Genomic DNA, 18,738 nt, shown 5'->3' with positions numbered 1-18,738 from the left:
GGTTTATATTATTTGAATATATCAAAAAATAAAACAGTAAAATGAAAAACAGTTTTTGCCGAAAATGAAACAGCGGTTAGAAATAAAAAATACGCGTTAGATTAGGTTGGTAATTTGTGGATATCTTCTTATAAATGCATTTTAGTGGGTTTTTTATTTTGATTCTTCAACTAGAAGTGTTAAAATAATATTTGCGTTTATAATGGTGAATTTAATCAAAGGGGATTATTAGAATGACACATGGAAAGACTAAAGTTAGTACAGCTTCACTAAAAGTTATGGCTGATTGGGGAATTGAGACGATTTACGGTATTCCTTCAGGTACATTAGCTCCTTTAATGGAAGCTTTAGGCGAACAAGAAGAAACAAATATTGAATTCCTTCAAGTTAAGCATGAAGAAGTTGCAGCAATGGCAGCAGTAATGCAATGGAAATTTGGTGGCAAATTAGGTGTATGTGTTGGATCAGGTGGACCTGGTGCTTCTCACTTAATCAACGGCCTTTACGATGCTGCAATGGATAATACACCCGTATTAGCTATTCTAGGTTCTCGTCCACAAAGAGAATTAAACTTAGATGCTTTCCAAGAATTAAACCAAAATCCAATGTTTGCTAACATCGCAGTTTACAACCGTCGTGTAGCTTATGCTGAACAATTACCAAAATTAATTGACGAAGCAATCCGCACGGCTATCGCTAAACGCGGAGTAGCAGTATTAGAAGTACCTGGAGATTTCGGTTTCAAAGAAATCGATGTAGATGCATTTTACTCTACAGCTCACAGCTTCCGTGATTATACTTCTTCACCAATTAATGTAGCAGATATTGACGCAGCAGTTGAAGTGTTAAATAATTCTAAACGTCCTGTTATTTATGCAGGTATTGGAACTATGGGACACGGCCCTGCAGTAACTGAATTATCTCGTTTAATGAAAGCTCCAGTAATTGTAACGGGTAAAAACTACGAAACATTCGAATATGACTATGAAGCTTTAGCTGGTTCTACTTACCGTGTTGGTTGGAAACCTGCTAACGAAACAATCAAAGAAGCGGACACTGTTCTTTTCGTTGGATCAAACTTCCCGTTTGCTGAAGTAGAAAATACATTCGCAAACATTGAAAACTTCATCCAAATTGACAACAACCCAGCAATGCTAGGTAAACGTCACAATGCTGATGTTGCAATTCTTGGAGATGCTGGAGAAGCAGTTAACTTATTACTTGAAAAAGTAGCTCCAGTTGAAGAATCAGCTTGGTGGAACGCTAACTTGAAAAACATTCAAAACTGGCGTGAGTACATGACGAAATTAGAAACAAAAGAAAGTGGAGACCTACAACTTTACCAAGTGTACAATGCAATCAACAAGTACGCGGATGAAGATGCTATTTACTCTATCGACGTTGGTAACTCAACTCAAACATCTATTCGTCATTTACATATGACTCCTAAGAACATGTGGAGAACGTCGCCATTATTCGCGACTATGGGTATTGCATTACCAGGTGGTATTGCTGCGAAGAAAGTTTACCCTAATCGTCAAGCATGGAACTTAGCTGGTGACGGTGCGTTCTCAATGAACTACCAAGATATCGTTACAAACGTACGTTACGATCTACCAGTTATCAACGTGGTATTCACAAACACTGAGTATGGCTTCATCAAGAATAAATATGAAGATACAAACTCAAATACGTTTGGTACTGAATTTACAGACGTTGACTACGCTATGATTGCCAAAGCACAAGGAGCTGTTGGTTTCACAGTAAGCCGTATCGAAGACATGGACCGAGTAATGGCGGAAGCTGTTAAAGCTAACAAAGAAGGTAAAACGGTTTTAATCGATGCTAAAATAACTAAAGATCGTCCAATTCCAGTAGAAACATTGAAGTTAGACCCTGCCTTCTACAGCGAAGAAGAAATCAAAGCTTACAAAGAAAAATATGAAGCTGAAGAATTAATTCCATTTAGTGCATTCTTGCTAGCTGAAGGCCTTGAATCTAAGGTAGCTAAGTAATTTTCTGGTATACAATCTAAAAAACGCCACCATCCATTTTAATGGGTGGTGGCGTTTTTAGTAGTGAAATAATTACAAGTAGAGTACTGCAATATTCGTTTATCGACTTTTTCGACCAGCTGCATTACTTACTTTTTTCGTTTGTGCGTGCGGTCTTTGTGCAGTTTTTTGACCGCCTCTTAAACCTTGTGGCTTTTTGGCGCGTGTGCTATTATTGCGCGCCGCACCTGCTTTTTTAGTCTGTTGTGCAGGAGCTTTAGTGCCTTCTTTCAATAGATAAGGGTGATCCTTCACTGCTGGAACTTTCACCTGAATAAGTTTTTCAATGTCACGCAATAAGTCTGATTCTGTCTCATCACAAAAAGAGATAGCTTTTCCACCGAGTCCTGCACGTCCAGTACGGCCGATACGGTGAACATAGGTTTCCGGAACTTCAGGCAAATCATATAGGATGACATGAGAAAGTTCAGGTACATCAATCCCACGAGCTGCGATATCTGTCGCTACAAGAACACGGGTTTTCTTGGTCTTAAAGTTTTCCAAAGCGCGCTGACGTGCAGTCTGAGACTTGTTACCATGAATCGCTTCGGCTGAAAGGCCCGCCTGTAGAAGTTTTTTGACGATTTTGTTGGCCCCATGCTTGGTTCTCGAGAAGACGAGAGAGCGATCAACCTGCTCATCCTTCAAGAGATGGATAAGTAACTTAGTTTTGTCGACCTTGGCTACTGGATAAACACTTTGGTGAATAACTTCCACAGTAGATGAAACCGGAGTGACGACTACTTTAACCGGGTTTGTTAAAATGGTTCCCGCAAGTTTTTCGATTTCTTTTGGCATGGTTGCTGAAAAAAACATACTCTGACGTTTCTTAGGCAATTCGCGGAGAATACGACGTACATCATGTAGCATCCCCATGTCGAGCATCATGTCCGCTTCGTCCAAGACGAAGAAATCAACTTGATTTAGTTTGATGAATCCCTGTCCGATAAGATCCAACAGTCTGCCTGGTGTCGCGACCAGGATATCCGTTCCGCGTTTCAGTTTAGCTGTTTGAGGATTCTGGGAAACACCACCAAAAATGACTTGGATACTTAGTGGAAGGTATTTAGCGTAAGTATGTAAGCTATCACCGATTTGTATGGCAAGTTCACGGGTGGGAGCAAGGATTAAGGCTTTGATAGCACCTTTTCCAGCTGTTTGTTCTTCTATAATATTTTGAATAATAGGCAAGGCAAAGGCAGCGGTCTTCCCAGTACCAGTCTGGGCACAACCTAACAAGTCCTCGTTGTTCATCAGATGCGGAATAGCATCCACTTGGATAGGTGTGGCTTTCGTATAGCCTGCCTCTTTCAGGGCGCGCAATAGTTGTTGGTTCAATTCTAATTCATTAAATAACAAGTGGTTCTCCTAGGACATGTTATACATGCATTTTATTTTTGTGAATATATTTCAGGTCAGACCGATTTAGCATACGAAAATCGCATTCTTTTTCCAAAAGCGGTCTAATCAAAAAAGTTATATAGTTTTTCTAAGCAATAGTGCGACTGACCTATTGTATCAGAAATAAAAGTGAGAGTCATATTATTCTTATTTTGAGTGAAATAAGCCTCTTTTATAAGAAGGTGATAGCTATAGAGCAGTGCGAATGTATCTAGATGTGTTTTATTTTAGTAAAGATATTTTAGCTGATAGTCTATTAGGGATTGGGACTATGCCATAGAAAAAAACCCAAAAGTTTAGATGTTCCTCTAACTTTTGGGGGCCGCTACCAAACCAGGCTGTTTTCTTCATTTTTTATCTCCAAATATAAAAAAGTATCGCTACTGGGATAATGTCTTATAACTAGAAGCTGCTTGTAACAAAATATCTGTCATATTCCTACCCACTCATTATATAAAATAAAATAGAGAAGAAGTTAACTAACTTCTTCTCTATTGAAGGTTTTCATTCGCTTTCGCTAGATGATTTTGCTCTATGACGTGCTCAAAAAGGCAAATCCGATATCCACATTGTCATGGTTGTTGCTACTTTTGGAGCTTACGGATCTGGTATTCGTTAGAAGATTCGAATTTTAACAGCTATTTTCCCACTCTCCTCGTTTTAATGCTCGTTTGGATCGTCTTTTGCGTCCTGATGGGTGGGGTGAACAGTTCCGGCTACATGATCTGGTCCGGCATAAATCGTATACAACTTGAGCGGTTTGTCACCAGTATTGGTGATGTTATGCCACATATCTGCAGGAACAAAAACGGCATCATCGTCGGTCACTTCACGTTCAAAATCGAGGTTGTCTTCGGTTGTCCCCATCTGACAGAGACCTTTTCCTTCTTCAATCCGGATAAATTGGTCGATTCCATGGTGCACTTCCAAGCCAATATCATCGTTTGGCTGGATGCTCATCACCGTTACTTGAAGTTTTTGGCCCGTCCAAACCGTTGTACGATAGTTCTCGTTGCCGGTAGTTAAATCCTCAATATTGACGACATGCGGTTTCTTACCATAATCTTTTTCATCGACTGACATTTCATATTCCTCCTCAAGTATTACTTAATAATGATTATAAAATGCTAAAGAGTAAAAGTAAATGAAAGTGCTTTAGTAACGTTCAAGGAGAGATTATGGTAAAATAGACAAAGAACTATCACGAAGGAGCGAGCAAATGAATAAGACAATGACTTTAGCAAACGGCCAAACCATTCCAGTTCTTGGATACGGAACGTGGCGCAATAACGATCCCAAAGAATGTGTAAATGGCGTTAAATGGGCACTTGAACATGGCTACCGTCATATCGACACTGCCCAAATGTACGGCAACGAAACAGAAGTTGGCGAAGGGATTCGTCTAAGCGGCGTACCGCGTGAAGAAATTTACCTTACAACGAAATTAAATAATGATAACCACGGCTACGAAAATGCCAAACGCACAATCGACGAGTCATTAGAACGTTTGGGGACAGATTATCTTGATTTATTTTTGATTCACTGGCCAGAAGTAAAAGGGCACGAAGATGATTGGGAAACAGACAACATCGAAACATGGCGTGCACTTGAGGAAGCCTACGAAGCCGGCAAACTAAAAGCAATCGGCGTAAGTAACTTCAAAGTGAAACACTTAGAGAACTTATTGCCAAACTGCCGTATTACCCCAATGGTTAACCAAATTCGCGTTCATCCTGGTATTCACCAAGCTGAAACAGTGAAAATGAGTCGCGAAGCGGGCATGATTATTGAAGCGTGGTCGCCACTTTCCCCAATTCCACAAATGTTGGAAGATGAAGCAATAGTAGAAATGACTGAAAAATACCACAAAACCGTTGCGCAGTTGCTACTTCGTTACTGTGTTCAAAAAGACTATGTACCTTTGACAAAATCGGTACATGAAGACCGTATCATCGAAAACGCAGCAATCTTTAATTTCAAAATTGACGAAGAAGACATGGCTTACTTCGATCAATGGGAGTGGGATGGCGAAGTTTTTAACTAATATGAAATAAAACCACACGACAAAGTCCTCAGTAGAGGTGCGTCGTGTGGTTTATTTTTATTTGAGGGAAGTGTGACATATAAAGTGAATTTTTGGGTTTTATGTCACAATTTTATCTAACAATTAAAAAATATCACGGTGTTCGCTTTACAAACGGGAACTTATGTTCGTATAATGAGCATGAGGTGATTTTAATGTATGAGACAGAGTTGCTATTTGATTATGCGAAAGAGCCCAGTCGCGATATTCTCTGTATTGATTGCAAATCATTTTATGCCAGTGTGGAGTGTGCTGATATCGGGAAGGATCCGCTTACGACGGAATTGGTGGTCATGTCGTATCCATCTGAGGACCGCAGTCAACGGGGAAGTGGATTGATTTTGGCTTCTTCGCCTGCAGCGAAAAAAGCCTATAATATTTCCAATGTGAGTCGCGCCCGTGATTTGCCTTTTCCTTATCCAAAAGATTTGATTATTGTGCCACCGCGGATGCGTTTATATATGGAAAAAAACAAGGAAATCAATGCTATTTACAAGAAATATGCGGATGAAGCGAATCATCATGTGTATTCAATCGATGAAAGTTTTGTGGATGTGACGGGGTCGCTACGCCTTTTTCATTTCGACAACGCGCGTGCGCTTGCACAAGCCATTCAAGACGATGTCTATAATCAAACAGGTATTTATACAGTTATTGGCATTGGTGATAATCCTTTGCTCGCTAAATTAGCTCTGGATAACGCTGCGAAACACGCCGCGGATCGTATTGCCGAGTGGCGTTACAAAAATGTTCCGGATACAGTTTGGCAAATAAAAGAGCTGACGGCATTCTGGGGAATAGGAAGACGAACGGCGAAGCGTTTGAATAATATGGGAATTTATTCGATTTATGACCTTGCGCACACCAACTATTATGAACTAAAAAGTCGCATGGGTATTATCGGCGCCCAGCTCTATGCCCATGCGTGGGGGATTGATCGTAGTTTTTTGGGGGAAACGGTCAAACCCCGTTCAAAATCAATCGGGAACAGCCAAGTTTTGGACCGTGATTATACAAAGCGTTCAGAAATTGAAATCGTGATTCGTGAAATGGGCGATCAGGTGGCGACCCGTCTGCGTCATGCAAATGCAAAGGCGCAAGTCATCAGTTTATGGATTGGTTTTAGTATGGGCTATGTAGATGAAGAGGGTAAAAGCAGCTTTAGTCAACAAATGAAAGTGCCGCCAACACATTCATCTAAAGAAATCATAGCCATTCTTTTGCGTATTTTTGAGAATCATTATACAAACCAACACGTGCGTAATGTCGGAGTGAATACCGGTAACCTCATCTATACCGACGCCTTGCAACTGGATTTATTTTCCGAACCAGAAGAGCAAGTAAAAAATGTAAAAGTCGACCAAGTGATTGATACCATTCGGCGGAAATACGGATTTAAATCGGTGGTACGTGCCGTCAGTGTAATGGAAGGCGGGCGTGCCATTGCACGAAGTTCACTCGTTGGCGGACATGCAGGCGGAATGGGCGGACTGGAAGAAGGTGAGAACCATGGGAAGAAGAACACCTAAAGAATTCCGGAACTACAACGCGTACCACGATCGCGGCATGATGAAGTGGGTAACGGCTTATGCGATGGATGAATTGGTAAAAGGCATCGATCAAAATAGGCAGGAAGCACTAAAAAATAATCCCACGCTGCCACAAATGACGCCCGAAGAAATTGATATAAGATTGACTGAGGCTGTTGCTTTTAATCGGCCTGTAAAAATTCAAGTACATGAGAAAGATAAATGGGGGCGGCATACGGACGCCATTAGCGGTCTATTTTTAGGCGCCTTATCAAATGGGAGACTTAAAATTGGCGACCATTGGATTCAATTAGAAGAAATTCGGCATATCACCGTGTTACATGACGATAAATGGTTTCATGTCACTCCTTTTAAGGAAGAAGTTTCGCGCGTCGAAGAGCCAATCATCCAACTTGTAGATGAATTCAGTCAAGATGATAGCTGGATTGAGTGAAGGATGATACGAGTTGTCCCGCTGTTTTTTGTATGCCATAATGGGTCATACTAAGTTGAAGGAGGGCCCTATGCTAAAACGATTTTTTAATTACTATCGTCCTTATAAAGGACTTTTTATACTCGATTTTTCGAGTGCTGTTATCGCGGCTGTCTTGGAATTGGCTTTCCCGGTGGCAGTCAACAGCGTGATCGACACGATTTTACCGTCCGGGAACTGGAACCGTATCATAACGGCTTCTGTCTTCCTATTGCTTTTATATATTGTAAATACCTTTTTACAGTTCGTCGTTATTTATTTCGGTCACCGTCTGGGTATTAACATCGAAACAGATATGCGTCAGGACTTATTTAATAAATTGCAAAAGCAATCGTTCAGTTACTACGATAATAATAAGACCGGGAAGCTGATGACGCGTCTGACAGCAGATTTGCAAGACATATCGGAAGTGGCGCATCATGGGCCGGAAGACATTTTCATTACACTGATTACATTGGTTGGGGCTTTTCTACTGATGTTGCGTGTGCATACAACGTTGGCAATCGCCACAATTGTCCTTATTCCCTTTATCATGTTCGCTGTGTCTTTCTTCAATAAGAAAATGACAGCTGTTAACACGCGTATTTTTGAAAATCTAGGTGAATTCAATGCTGGTATTGAAGCGACAGTGAGTGGTGTTCGGGTTGTTCAAGCCTTCGCAAACGAAGCGCACGAATCGGAACGTTTCAAAGGATTGAACAAATTGTACCGTCAGGCACGTCTCACTTTTTACAAAACGATGGGAATCAGTTCGTCCTATAACTATCTCATGATTCGATTGATTAACTTATTTGCTTTGTTCTTTGGGTCGTATTTCACGCTTCAAGGTGAATTGAGTTACGGAGATTTTGTCGGATTTATTCTTCTATCCAACATCTTTGTCCGCCCAATTGAAAAAGTAAATAATATGATTGAGCAGTATCCGAAAGGGATTGCGGGCTTCAAACGCTTTATTGAAGAAATGGATCGTGAATTGGAAATTACCGACAAACCGGGTGCGGTAGATGTGGCATATTTGGAGGGGAATATCGTATATGACGCTGTTTCGTTTTCATATGATAATGCCACGCCCGTTTTGGAAAACGTTAATCTTTCAATCAAAGCAGGTGAAACAGTTGCCTTTGTCGGACCGAGTGGCGGGGGGAAAACAACGATTTGTAACCTTCTTCCGCGTTTTTATGAAGCAACTGAGGGAACTATTTCGATTGACGGCATGGCGATTAAAGAGATGACCATGCATTCATTACGTAATCAAATCGGGGTCGTTCAACAAGATGTGTACCTATTCCCAGGAACCATTCGCGAGAATATTCGCTATGGGAAGTTGGATGCGACAGAAGAAGAAATTAAGCAAGCCGCGATTATGGCCAACTTGGAGCATGTGATTCGGAGTATGCCAGAAGGTTTGGACACGATTATTGGTGAGCGCGGGGTCAAATTATCAGGTGGACAAAAACAACGTCTCTCCATTGCCCGCATGTTCTTGAAGAACCCACCAATTTTAATTTTGGATGAGGCAACGTCTGCTTTGGATACGGAGACAGAACAAGTCATTCAAGAATCACTTGATTCATTGGCAGAAGGCCGAACCACGCTGATTATCGCCCACCGTCTCGCAACGATTAAGCATGCGACACGTATTGTCGTGGTTAGTGATCACGGTATTGCAGAGCAAGGAACTCATGAGGAATTAATTACCCAAGACGGTGTTTACCGCCGATTATATGAAGCACAATTTTTAGCGTAAATAAAGACTCCTCCTATCTTTCAGATTCTTGAAAGATAGGAGGAGTTTTTTAATAGCATGATAACTTAGGCTACTGATACCTAATATGAGGTTTTTATCTCAAACTTCTTATGTGAAAAAAGTATTTATCCGACCTCCTCTTTAATTAGCTTTAATAGTGCCGATATAAGAAATGGAGCAAAAAATGGTATAACAGAAAGTTAGTATCAATAGGAGGCAGTTCATGTTTAAAAATATTACATCAAGATTATTAGCGGCATTCGGTATTCTAGCATTAGTTGTAGTTTGTGGTCTAAGCTTTATCACTGTGGACACCATTCAAACGGATAAAAGAGCGGCTGAAGAAGAGTTGGAGACGTCTGTAGCTACACTAGAGGCTTTGTTGGATAGGCAAGAGGAGTTTGCAAGTTCACTGGCTGCAGGTCTGTCGGGTAACGCACGACTAAATGAAGCATTACAACAGAAAGATTCTGAAAAAATAGCAGTGGCTATTCAAGCGTACTATGAAACCTTTAAAGATCAGACTGGTTTATCTGTTTTAGAGATTGGTGATAATACAGGTACTGTTTTGTATCGCGCGCATGATCCGGAAGATTTTGGGGATTCTAAGTTAGATAATCCAGCCATCGCTCTTACCTTACAAGGGAACAGTCCATCTGGATTAGAAATGGGTGAATCAGGGATTGCTATCCGTGCTTTCACCCCTGTTACCATAGACCAAAAAGTAATTGGTACGGTTCAAACGGGTTACACAGATGCATTTTTCGAAACATATAAAGCTATCAGTGAATCGAACATCGATATCTATACACATGAAGGATTGCTTTATACAACAAATCAAAATAGCCTAAAAACAGACTCGAAATTACAGGAAAACTTAAAAGGTGCTTTATCAGGGAAGACAATCGGTCAAAAAACAGGTGACGAGTACTATAAATTAATCCCCATTAAGGATCCTACCGATTCAGAAGTAATTGGGGCTTTCAAAGTAAGTTATGATTTAAAACATGTAAATGCTCAATTCAAACAAATCATTTTGATTAGCGTTTTAATGGCGTTGCTCTTCGCTGCGATAATCGTTGCAATTATTATTTACTTCTTGAAAAATCTTGTAGCACCGATTAAGTTACTTTCGAATGAAATTACCGAAATCGCGGATTACGATTTATCCAGCAAAAAATTGGCAACCGACAAACAATTATTGAAAAATAGATCAGAAGTTGGCCAATTAGCGAATGCAACTCTAAAAATGAAAGAACAGTTAATTCATCTTATTCAAGGCATTACAGAACATGCCGAAACAGTATCAGCTTCTTCAGAAGAGTTGACGGCTACAAGCAAGGAAGCAACGCTCTCTGCTAAAGAAGTAAATGCGGTTATAACTGAAATTGCCCATGGAGCTACTGAACAAGCGAATGAGACTTCATCTGGAACGATTAAAGTTGAAGAACTCGGCGAACTTATCAATCAAGAGCGGACACTCAGTGGAAAACTAGGTGTTTATTCTCTAGAAGTCAACAAGCTTAAAGAAGAAGGTCTAGAGAAGTTAGAAGAACTTCAGGAAAAAGCAAAAGATGCGAGCCAAGCCCAATTTGAAGTCGGTGAAGTTATCGAAGAAACCAATGCGAGCGTAGAACAAATTGGTTCGGTAAGTACGATGATTAAATCGATTGCAGACCAAACAAATCTACTTGCTTTAAATGCTTCTATTGAAGCAGCACGTTCAGGTGAAGCTGGAAGAGGATTTGCTGTAGTAGCTGATGAAATCAAAAAGTTAGCGAGTCAATCAAATGAATTTGCGGATCAAATTAAAGCTACGATTGATGAATTGAGCTCAAAAACACAAGCAGTGGAAGAGTCGCTCACAGTTATGAAGAGCATGAATGATCTTCAAGTAAACAGTTTGGCGGAGACACACGATAAGTTTTACGGCATCGCGGCTACCCTTGATAATGTTGGTAAGGCAATGTCAGAACTGGATGCAACAGGTACCGTTATGAATGAGAAAAAAGGCTTAATCATTCATACGATGGAACAACTCGCAGCGATTTCTGAAGAGAATGCAGCAAGTACAGAAGAAGCTTCGGCGACTGTGGATGAACAAGTAAATGCTATGACACAGATTTCAGAAGCAAGCGAGAGTTTAGCACATCTAGCAGAAGAGTTAACGCTGGATATGCAAAAATTCAAGTATTAAGATTAATAAAATAAAGAATCCCCTGGCTTATCCTCAATTTGAGAAGAGCCGGGGGATTTTAATCTATAGTCATTTAGTCGCCAAGAGTTTAGAAAAACAGCCATACCTTTGCCGACCTTTATCTGTAGGTCGGCAAAGGTTGAAGCAAATCACTCAACTTTTGCCGACAGCGTCATCATTCTTCAGCTCTTTTTTCTACCTCACTACGGAAGTTCGTCATTTCTTTATTTAAATGAGACCGCAAATCACGTAAGTCGGCGTGGACGAGCTGTTTGTCAATCACAACCGGATTGCCGGCGACAAAAACGTCACGCACGTTATGAGCTTGGGCGGAATAAACTAAAACGGCATAGGGATCGAAAATGGGGAACATATTGACGGAATCCGTTTCGATAAGCGTAATATCTGCTTGTTTACCCGGTTCGATGGAGCCGATTTGGTCGGCCATTCCGAGTGCTTCGGCACCGCCGATGGTCGCAAGGCGGACGATATCACGAGTAGGGAAAGCCGCACGATTCTTTAAAGCAGTTTTATGGAAATAAGCGACCATTTTCATTTGCGAAAAGAGATCCAGCGTATTGCCGCTGCTTGGTCCATCCGTCCCCAAACCAACCCGAACTTCAGCATCGAGCATCGCTTGAATGGGCGCAATTCCTTTTGCGGATTTGGTGTTGGCACCGATGCAGTGTGCCACTGCAACGTTTGTTTCTTTCAATAGTGCAATATCGGCGTCGGTCGCAAAAATGCAATGCGCTGCGAGCGTACGTGCATCCAGTACACCTAAACCCGCAAGATATGCAACGGGAGTCTGGTTATATTCGCTCGCATATTTGTCCATTTCAAACGTCATTTCGCTGACATGCAGTGAAAAAGGCACATCGTATTTTTCTGCTAAAGCAAAGGCTTGTTTCAACGATTCCGAGCTATTTGTATATGGAGCATGCGGTGCGACTGCCGGCGTAATTAACGGGTGCTCCAGCCATTTGGGAATGAACGCTGCCGCGTATTCTAAACCACCATAAGGCTTCCCTGTGTCCGGTGCTTTTTCCAAAACGGTTTCTGCCAAAATCGCACGGGAACCCATTTCATCTGTTGCTTGAGCGAGTTCATCTTCAAAGTAATACATATCAAAAAAGGTCGTGATACCAGCTAATTGCATTTCAGCAATCGCATATTTCCCACTATGATACGCCAGGGATGCCGTCATGCGACTTTGTTCCAAAGGGAATAAGAAGCGAGTTAAACGATCCGGCGTATCATCGCCCAAGGAACGAAAAGGTATCATGCCAATATGAGTATGCGTATTAATCATTCCTGGAATGGCGAGAGCGCCTTTGCCGTCGAGGACGCGTTCGTGTAGGTCTGTCGGTAAGTTTTCCATGGCACCGACTGCGGTAATTTTATCATCTACAATACTAATGAATCCCGGATTAAACTCAGTGTAGGCGGCATCCATCGTCAAGACATGTACGTTTGTAAGTAAAGTTTTCATATTTATCGCTCCATTAAAGGGATTAATTCGTGGGTATGGACATCCATCATTCCAAAATCGGTAATTTTCAACTTTGGCGAAACGGGCAACGAGAGCGTTGAGAACGACATGATTTCATTCGTATTCTTGTACCCCAAGCGCTGCATTTCACGGCGCACTTCGCCGAGTTTCTTACCCAGAACGGGAACGGGTTCATCACTTAAAATACCACCGATTGGAAGGGGGCATGAAGCCGCAATGACTCCATCCACGCTTACGACGTATCCACCTTGCATGTCAAGAACTGCGTGTTGCGCGGCTAAAATATCCGCAATCGAGGTGCCCATAATCATTACATTATGGTGGTCATGCGCCCACGTTGTCGCGATGGCACCTTTTTCATTTAGGGCATTTTCCACGAAGCCATACCCAATATTACCATTTTTCCCGTATCGTTCCATTACGACAATCAAGGCCAGTCCGCTATTCTCCCAGTCCAAAAAGCCATCTTTTTCTGCAACCGTCCGCTGCACATGTTCCGTAAATGTTCCGACTTTTTGAATTGCAATCACATTGCACGTCATAGCTTTTTCTACTTTAAAAGAGAGATCCGCTTCGGTTAAGGGACGACACTGGACTGATTGATAGAAAGATTCGGGGAAATACATGTCAGGATGTGCCGTCGACACTTGCTTCCCATTTTTATAAACGGTCGCAATTTTAAAGGAAGGAACGTCATCCAATAAAATAAAGTCAGCCTGATAACCAGTCATAATAGCACCGCGGTCTTGAAAACCCATGCGACGGGCAGGTGTGTACGTTGCTGTATAAATGGCTTCTTCAGCGGGAAGACCGGCCGCAATCGCGAGACGAACATTCGCGTCTAAGTGACCTGTAACGAAATCATCCACCATAATATCGTCGGTAATCAACGCCATATGCTCATACAAGTTATAGTGGTTAATGACTGCCATATTTTCCGGTGTGATGGATTTCTTTTGAAATTCCAGAAAGATCCCGTTCTTTGCCTTTTCTAAAATCGAATCAGGTGACTGGTGCGTATGATCAGCGGTTAAACCGACAAACATAAACTTGGCCAAATCTTCACCCGATACGCGGGGGATATGACCTTCAAGCGGCATAAATGGTTTTAACACCTGTGTTTCCCGCAAAATTTGACGAATCAAAGAATCCGGTTCAGTGGTAATGCCTTTGAAGTTCATCGCTTCACCCAAAGCAATCACTTTTGGATGCTCCAACAATTCACGTACTTCCGTCACGCCGATAATACCGCCAGTTGTTTCGCGGTCCATCGTCGTTGAGGGAACCGAAGAGGGAATGGCATAGAAAATATCCATTTCCGTTTCCTGCTCCATGAAGGCAGTGATACCAGCAACGCCAAAAACATTCGCAATTTCATGAGAGTCCGCGACAATGGTAGTCACCCCATGTGAAAGAGCAGTGGGGGAAAAAGAAGCGGGCGGCACCATGGAACTTTCGATATGCATGTGAATATCAATCAATCCGGGAATGAGGTATTTCCCCTGTGCATCCAATACTTCTTTAGGATTTAAATAGTGAAGGTCTTCATCAGAAATATAATAAAATTTTCCGTCTTTGACGGATACGTTTTGTTTTTCAAATGTTTTCAAAAACGAATTAAAAACAGATGCGTTAATAATTAGTAAATCAATCATGTTGCGTGTGCTCCTTTCAAAAATCAATCAGAAACAAAAGAGTGGGGAATGGGCTGAATTCAGCTTATCGCCGATAAATAGTAAAAAGTCCTCGAGCATGAGCTCGAGGATTTCTTATTAGAGGTCTAATCGCGTTTTCAAGCCACTCTATTGGTTTAACGTCTCATTCCATTGGTTAATCCAGTCCGCTAGGTTCTCATTTACGAATGTAAAGTCAACAGCTTTGGCACGTTGCGCTACGTCGCCGTAAGTTTTGTTGCGGGCTGTTTCTTCGTCTAGTTCAACTTCTACGTTTGTCGGTGCTTCGTTCAATGAAGCAGCCGTTGTTGTTTGTAGTTCTTGGCTCAGTTTCCAGTTGATGAAAGCATAAGCAGCTTCTTTATTATCTGATGAAGCGACAACGTTCAAGGTATTGAAGTTGGCGTAAGTACCGGATTCTGGAACTAGGAATTGTACATCTGGGTTTGCTTCAGAAATGATTGGGAATGCGAAGTCTCCAACAACCGCAGCAACAATTTCACCTGATTGGAACAAGTTTGCTAAATCAGAAGATTTAGAATAGGTCTTGATAATGTTTGGTTTTAGTTCGGTTAATGCTTCGAAGCCTGCCGCTCCTGCATCCGTTGTGATGTCGACACCTTTATAATCGCTGGCAACGTGTAGCATTGCTGGTCCAAAAGTTGTCGTAATATCTGGAATTGAAATTTTACCTGCTAATGATGGATCCCATAAGTCTGACCACTCATCGATTGTCATTCCAGCAGCTTCTTCGTTATAAATAATTCCGATACTGTTCATTGTGTAAGGAGCACCGGATGTCGCAATTGCATCTTTCGCGCCGTCTACCAACTTCGCCAAGTTAGGAACTTTTGTCTCGTCTAATTCTTCGAACAATCCATCTGCAACACCTGTTGCCGCGTTTGCCTGTGATAGTTCAATCACGTCGATTGTTGAATTTGGGTTATTTTGTAATTTCGTGAAACGTTCGCTGGAATTTCCAACTTCGTATGTAATTTCAACATCATTTTCTTCAGAGAAAGGATCTAGAACATCGCGTTTAATCACATCTTCGCTTAGAGCAAAGGTAGAGACAATTAGCTCGCCACTGTTATCTGCTGAAGAAGCTGTATCTGATTCTGTACCACCGCATGCCGCCAAAAGTACTGTTGCTGCTAAAGATAGGGAAGCTATTTTCCAAGATTTCATGTTTGTTTTTCTCCTTTTCTATACCAAAATTATTTTTGCTGGATCTAAGAACAATTGTACGGATTCACCGGCTTGGTAAAGCTTTGCGTCTTCGTCGTTTACGATTAAATTCCCGACGGCTGTTTCGACTTCATACTGGTAACTCTTACCTAAAAACGTCCGTACACGGACGGTACCACTTAAAACGTTATCGGCTGGCGCTAACGTGCGATGCATGGAAATATTATCGGGACGAATTGTTGCTTTTACCTTATCATCGCTATGAGCACGCATTGTTCGGAAAGAGGTTCCGTCTTCTGCGTAATACAAATGTTCTTTCTCTTTTTCTAAAGAAATAAAGTTCTCAAAACCGATGAAACGGGCCACAAATTCAGTACGCGGATTTTTGTAAATTTCTTCGGGGGAATCATATTGCTCAATGACACCTTTATTCATAACCGCTACTTTATCGGAAATAGAGAAGCATTCTTCTTGATCATGCGTAACGAAAACAGTCGTAATCCCTAAAGCGCGTTGAATTCGTTTGATTTCCATCCGCATCGTAACCCGTAATTTAGCATCCAAGTTACTTAAAGGTTCATCAAGTAACAATAATTTTGGTTCAATAACCAACGCACGTGCAAGAGCGACCCGCTGACGTTGCCCGCCGGAAAGTTGTTTGGGATAACGGTCAGCAAAATCGCTTAAGCCCGTTACTTCCAAAATTTCCATTACTTTTTCTTCAATAACCGTTTTATTTTCTTTACGTAATTTCAAACCAAAGGCCACATTCTCTTTAATCGTCAAATGAGGAAAGAGGGCATAGGACTGGAAGACCATTCCAAAATTCCGTTTATGAACGGGCACTTTGGTTAAATCCATCTCATCAACAACGAAGGTCCCGTCGTTTGGTTCAATCAAACCTGCAATCACACGCAGTGTCGTTGTTTTTCCACATCCCGAAGGACCCAGAAGGGAAACAAGTTCCCCTTTTTCGATGGATAAACGTAAATCTTTTAAGACATCCGATTTCCCGTCATAACTGACACGAATATCTTCTAAATTAACAAAAGCCATTAGTTGGCCTCCTCCTCGTCAAGAAATCGAAGCAAGTCCCAATGTTTTTTCAATCAGGAACATCATCAAGATGGTTCCCAGCATCAACAACACGGACAATGCAGAAACAGTTGGATCATAATTGTATTCAATATAACTCATTAAATTTGTTGGTAACGCCGTAATTCCTGGTCCGGATAAGAATTGAGATACCGGAATGTTGTTAAAGGAATTGATGAAAGCCAACATAAACGATGCAAAAATCCCGGACGAAATATTCGGTAAGACCACTTTGAAGAAAGCTGTTAGACGTGTACTTCCCAAAGTCCAAGCTGCTTCTTCAATCGAGAAGTCCAACTGCTCCAAGCTTGAACCAACCACACGGATTATATACGGCAGACTGATTAAAAAGTGACCCAATAATAAACCTTGGAAAATCGGTAACTGCAGTTTAATCACGATAAACTGGAATAAAGAAAAGCCGACCACTACACCCGGAATAATCGTAGGAGATAGGAAGAAACCTTTCAGAACAGTGCGCCCTTTGAAGTTGTAACGGGATAATCCATAAGCAGCGGGAACGCCGATGACCAGTGCTAAGATGGTCGCCAGCAAGGAAACGCGTAAGCTCAACCAAAAGCTATTAATAAAACCACTAATCCGAAAAACATTTGCGTACCAATCCAGAGTGAAACCTTGAATCGGGAATTGAATAGTTGGATTTTCTCCAAATGACGTCACCACAATGATGAGTAAGGGGAAAAATAAAAACAGAAAGACGAGTAACGCGAAGAGCGCGAGTCCTTTTTGTTTACGCATGGAGATCGCCTCCTCTTTTATCAATACGTGCAGCCAGTAAGTTGAAACCTTTCATGACCACCATCGTTGTTACAATCATGATTAAGGCAATTACACCGGCATTTTGCCAATTTCCTAACGTCATCGCATTTTGATAAAGGAAGGTGGACATCATCATATTTTGGTTTCCTCCCAGTAATTGCGGCGTTGTATAAGCAGTTAATGTTCCTGTGAACACTAAAATACTTCCAACGATGACACCGGGAATACTTAACGGCCAGATGACTTTCATAAAAGCAACAACTGGACTGGCACCCAGTGTTTCTGCTGCTTCTACGATTTCAGAATCGATATTTTCTAAAATACCGACCAGCGTCGTAATCATCAGAGGTAAGAATAAGTACAAAGAACCAATCGTAATAGCAAACTCTGTATACAACAGTTGTATCGGCTCTTGAATCAGGCCGGTAGCTAGCAGTGCGCGGTTGATAATCCCGTTCGTACCTAAGATATTAATCCAGGCAAAACTGCGGACGACTGAATTCGTCAACAAAGGGAACAGAACCAATCCCATCATCAAGCTGCGCCATTTTCGATTGCTGCGTGCAATGAAATAAGCAGTAGGCAGACCGAAAATCACACTTAAGACTGTCACAATCATCGATAATTTAACCGTTCGCCATAAAATTGAAACGTTATAGCTGCTGTTAAAAAAGGAAATATAGGAATCAAGTGTAAATCCACCATCATATAAGGTGGGCCAAATGATTGAGAATAACGGTAAAACGAGAAAAACGACTAATAAAATCAATCCCGGAGCAACAATCAAATAGGGAGAGCTTTTGGATGACACGAACATTATCCTCCTTTTTGGATAAAATAATATGGAAATGACGATTTATGAGTCTATAATAAGGCCATAATAGAAATTTTACAACCCTAAAACGAATATAAAGCAATTTGAATATAGAAAACGTTCGGATTTAATCGAATTATCCGCTAATTTTTAAAAACTCTATTTTTACCG

At 41.4% G+C, this 18,738-nt stretch carries 14 protein-coding genes; 6 read left to right on the top strand and 8 right to left on the bottom strand.

The genetic code is table 11. From position 1 onward, the window contains the following. The first annotated feature begins 233 nt into the window (after positions 1–233). On the top strand, positions 234–2,015 hold the full coding sequence (spxB, locus tag G7058_RS05705) for a pyruvate oxidase (RefSeq protein ID WP_166062643.1): 1,782 nt from the start codon (positions 234–236) through the stop codon (positions 2,013–2,015). A 99-nt stretch (positions 2,016–2,114) separates the two neighbouring features. Here the strand turns inward: spxB and G7058_RS05700 are convergent, their stop codons facing one another. Continuing rightward, on the bottom strand, positions 2,115–3,413 hold the full coding sequence (locus tag G7058_RS05700; RefSeq protein ID WP_166062642.1) for a DEAD/DEAH box helicase: 1,299 nt from the start codon (positions 3,411–3,413) through the stop codon (positions 2,115–2,117). Positions 3,414–4,115: 702 nt separating this feature from the next. Continuing rightward, on the bottom strand, positions 4,116–4,538 hold the full coding sequence (locus tag G7058_RS05695) for a cupin domain-containing protein (RefSeq protein ID WP_166062641.1): 423 nt from the start codon (positions 4,536–4,538) through the stop codon (positions 4,116–4,118). A gap of 136 nt (positions 4,539–4,674) precedes the next feature. On the opposite strand from G7058_RS05695, the gene G7058_RS05690 reads away from it, so the two are divergent. The 5 genes from G7058_RS05690 to G7058_RS05670 all read left to right on the top strand — a co-directional run bounded on the left by G7058_RS05690 (position 4,675) and on the right by G7058_RS05670 (position 11,504). Next, the gene (locus G7058_RS05690) at positions 4,675–5,499 is read left to right on the top strand and encodes an aldo/keto reductase (protein ID WP_166062640.1); all 825 of its coding nucleotides are present in this window, start codon (positions 4,675–4,677) and stop codon (positions 5,497–5,499) included. 194 nt (positions 5,500–5,693) lie between these two features. Beyond that, a complete protein-coding gene (locus G7058_RS05685) occupies positions 5,694–7,067 on the top strand; it encodes a Y-family DNA polymerase (protein WP_166062639.1) in 1,374 nt (457 codons plus the stop codon). Next, positions 7,048–7,521 carry a hypothetical protein gene (locus G7058_RS05680; RefSeq protein WP_166062638.1) on the top strand — a complete coding sequence of 158 codons (474 nt, stop codon included), beginning with the start codon at positions 7,048–7,050 and terminating at the stop codon, positions 7,519–7,521. Before G7058_RS05685 ends, G7058_RS05680 begins: the two co-directional genes overlap by 20 nt. A 70-nt stretch (positions 7,522–7,591) precedes the next feature. Beyond that, positions 7,592–9,307 (top strand): ABC transporter ATP-binding protein, encoded by a 1,716-nt coding sequence (locus G7058_RS05675; RefSeq protein ID WP_166062637.1) that lies wholly within the window; start codon positions 7,592–7,594, stop codon positions 9,305–9,307. 223 nt (positions 9,308–9,530) lie between these two features. Continuing rightward, a complete protein-coding gene (locus tag G7058_RS05670; protein ID WP_166062636.1) occupies positions 9,531–11,504 on the top strand; it encodes a methyl-accepting chemotaxis protein in 1,974 nt (657 codons plus the stop codon). Between the two features lie 175 nt (positions 11,505–11,679). Here the strand turns inward: G7058_RS05670 and G7058_RS05665 are convergent, their stop codons facing one another. The 6 genes from G7058_RS05665 to G7058_RS05640 all read right to left on the bottom strand — a co-directional run bounded on the left by G7058_RS05665 (position 11,680) and on the right by G7058_RS05640 (position 18,564). Then, on the bottom strand, positions 11,680–12,996 hold the full coding sequence (locus G7058_RS05665; protein WP_166062635.1) for an amidohydrolase: 1,317 nt from the start codon (positions 12,994–12,996) through the stop codon (positions 11,680–11,682). A 2-nt stretch (positions 12,997–12,998) separates the two neighbouring features. Continuing rightward, on the bottom strand, positions 12,999–14,672 hold the full coding sequence (locus G7058_RS05660; protein ID WP_166062634.1) for an adenine deaminase C-terminal domain-containing protein: 1,674 nt from the start codon (positions 14,670–14,672) through the stop codon (positions 12,999–13,001). Positions 14,673–14,819: 147 nt separating this feature from the next. Next, the gene (locus G7058_RS05655; protein WP_166062633.1) at positions 14,820–15,878 is read right to left on the bottom strand and encodes an ABC transporter substrate-binding protein; all 1,059 of its coding nucleotides are present in this window, start codon (positions 15,876–15,878) and stop codon (positions 14,820–14,822) included. A gap of 18 nt (positions 15,879–15,896) precedes the next feature. After that, the gene (locus G7058_RS05650) at positions 15,897–16,934 is read right to left on the bottom strand and encodes an ABC transporter ATP-binding protein (protein ID WP_166062632.1); all 1,038 of its coding nucleotides are present in this window, start codon (positions 16,932–16,934) and stop codon (positions 15,897–15,899) included. An 18-nt stretch (positions 16,935–16,952) separates the two neighbouring features. Further along, entirely contained in the window at positions 16,953–17,732 is a 780-nt protein-coding gene (locus G7058_RS05645) for an ABC transporter permease (protein WP_166062631.1), read from the bottom strand. Continuing rightward, on the bottom strand, positions 17,725–18,564 hold the full coding sequence (locus tag G7058_RS05640; RefSeq protein ID WP_227004510.1) for an ABC transporter permease: 840 nt from the start codon (positions 18,562–18,564) through the stop codon (positions 17,725–17,727). Before G7058_RS05640 ends, G7058_RS05645 begins: the two co-directional genes overlap by 8 nt. Positions 18,565–18,738: the final 174 nt, after the last annotated feature.

Origin of the sequence: Jeotgalibaca porci (assembly GCF_011299095.1) — a bacterium.
GTDB lineage: Bacteria > Bacillota > Bacilli > Lactobacillales > Aerococcaceae > Jeotgalibaca > Jeotgalibaca porci.
The sequence above is the reverse complement of the archived record's forward strand: the minus strand, read 5'-3'. Positions and strand labels throughout refer to the sequence as shown.

Excerpts from the sequence above, each read along its gene's own strand:
- spxB (WP_166062643.1), top strand. The coding sequence starts at position 234 with ATGACACATGGAAAGACTAAAGTTAGTACAGCTTCACTAAAAGTTATG.
- G7058_RS05695 (WP_166062641.1), bottom strand. The coding sequence starts at position 4,538 with ATGTCAGTCGATGAAAAAGATTATGGTAAGAAACCGCATGTCGTCAAT.
- G7058_RS05690 (WP_166062640.1), top strand. The coding sequence starts at position 4,675 with ATGAATAAGACAATGACTTTAGCAAACGGCCAAACCATTCCAGTTCTT.
- G7058_RS05685 (WP_166062639.1), top strand. The coding sequence starts at position 5,694 with ATGTATGAGACAGAGTTGCTATTTGATTATGCGAAAGAGCCCAGTCGC.
- G7058_RS05680 (WP_166062638.1), top strand. The coding sequence starts at position 7,048 with ATGGGAAGAAGAACACCTAAAGAATTCCGGAACTACAACGCGTACCAC.
- G7058_RS05675 (WP_166062637.1), top strand. The coding sequence starts at position 7,592 with ATGCTAAAACGATTTTTTAATTACTATCGTCCTTATAAAGGACTTTTT.
- G7058_RS05670 (WP_166062636.1), top strand. The coding sequence starts at position 9,531 with ATGTTTAAAAATATTACATCAAGATTATTAGCGGCATTCGGTATTCTA.
- G7058_RS05665 (WP_166062635.1), bottom strand. The coding sequence starts at position 12,996 with ATGAAAACTTTACTTACAAACGTACATGTCTTGACGATGGATGCCGCC.
- G7058_RS05660 (WP_166062634.1), bottom strand. The coding sequence starts at position 14,672 with ATGATTGATTTACTAATTATTAACGCATCTGTTTTTAATTCGTTTTTG.
- G7058_RS05655 (WP_166062633.1), bottom strand. The coding sequence starts at position 15,878 with ATGAAATCTTGGAAAATAGCTTCCCTATCTTTAGCAGCAACAGTACTT.
- G7058_RS05650 (WP_166062632.1), bottom strand. The coding sequence starts at position 16,934 with ATGGCTTTTGTTAATTTAGAAGATATTCGTGTCAGTTATGACGGGAAA.
- G7058_RS05645 (WP_166062631.1), bottom strand. The coding sequence starts at position 17,732 with ATGCGTAAACAAAAAGGACTCGCGCTCTTCGCGTTACTCGTCTTTCTG.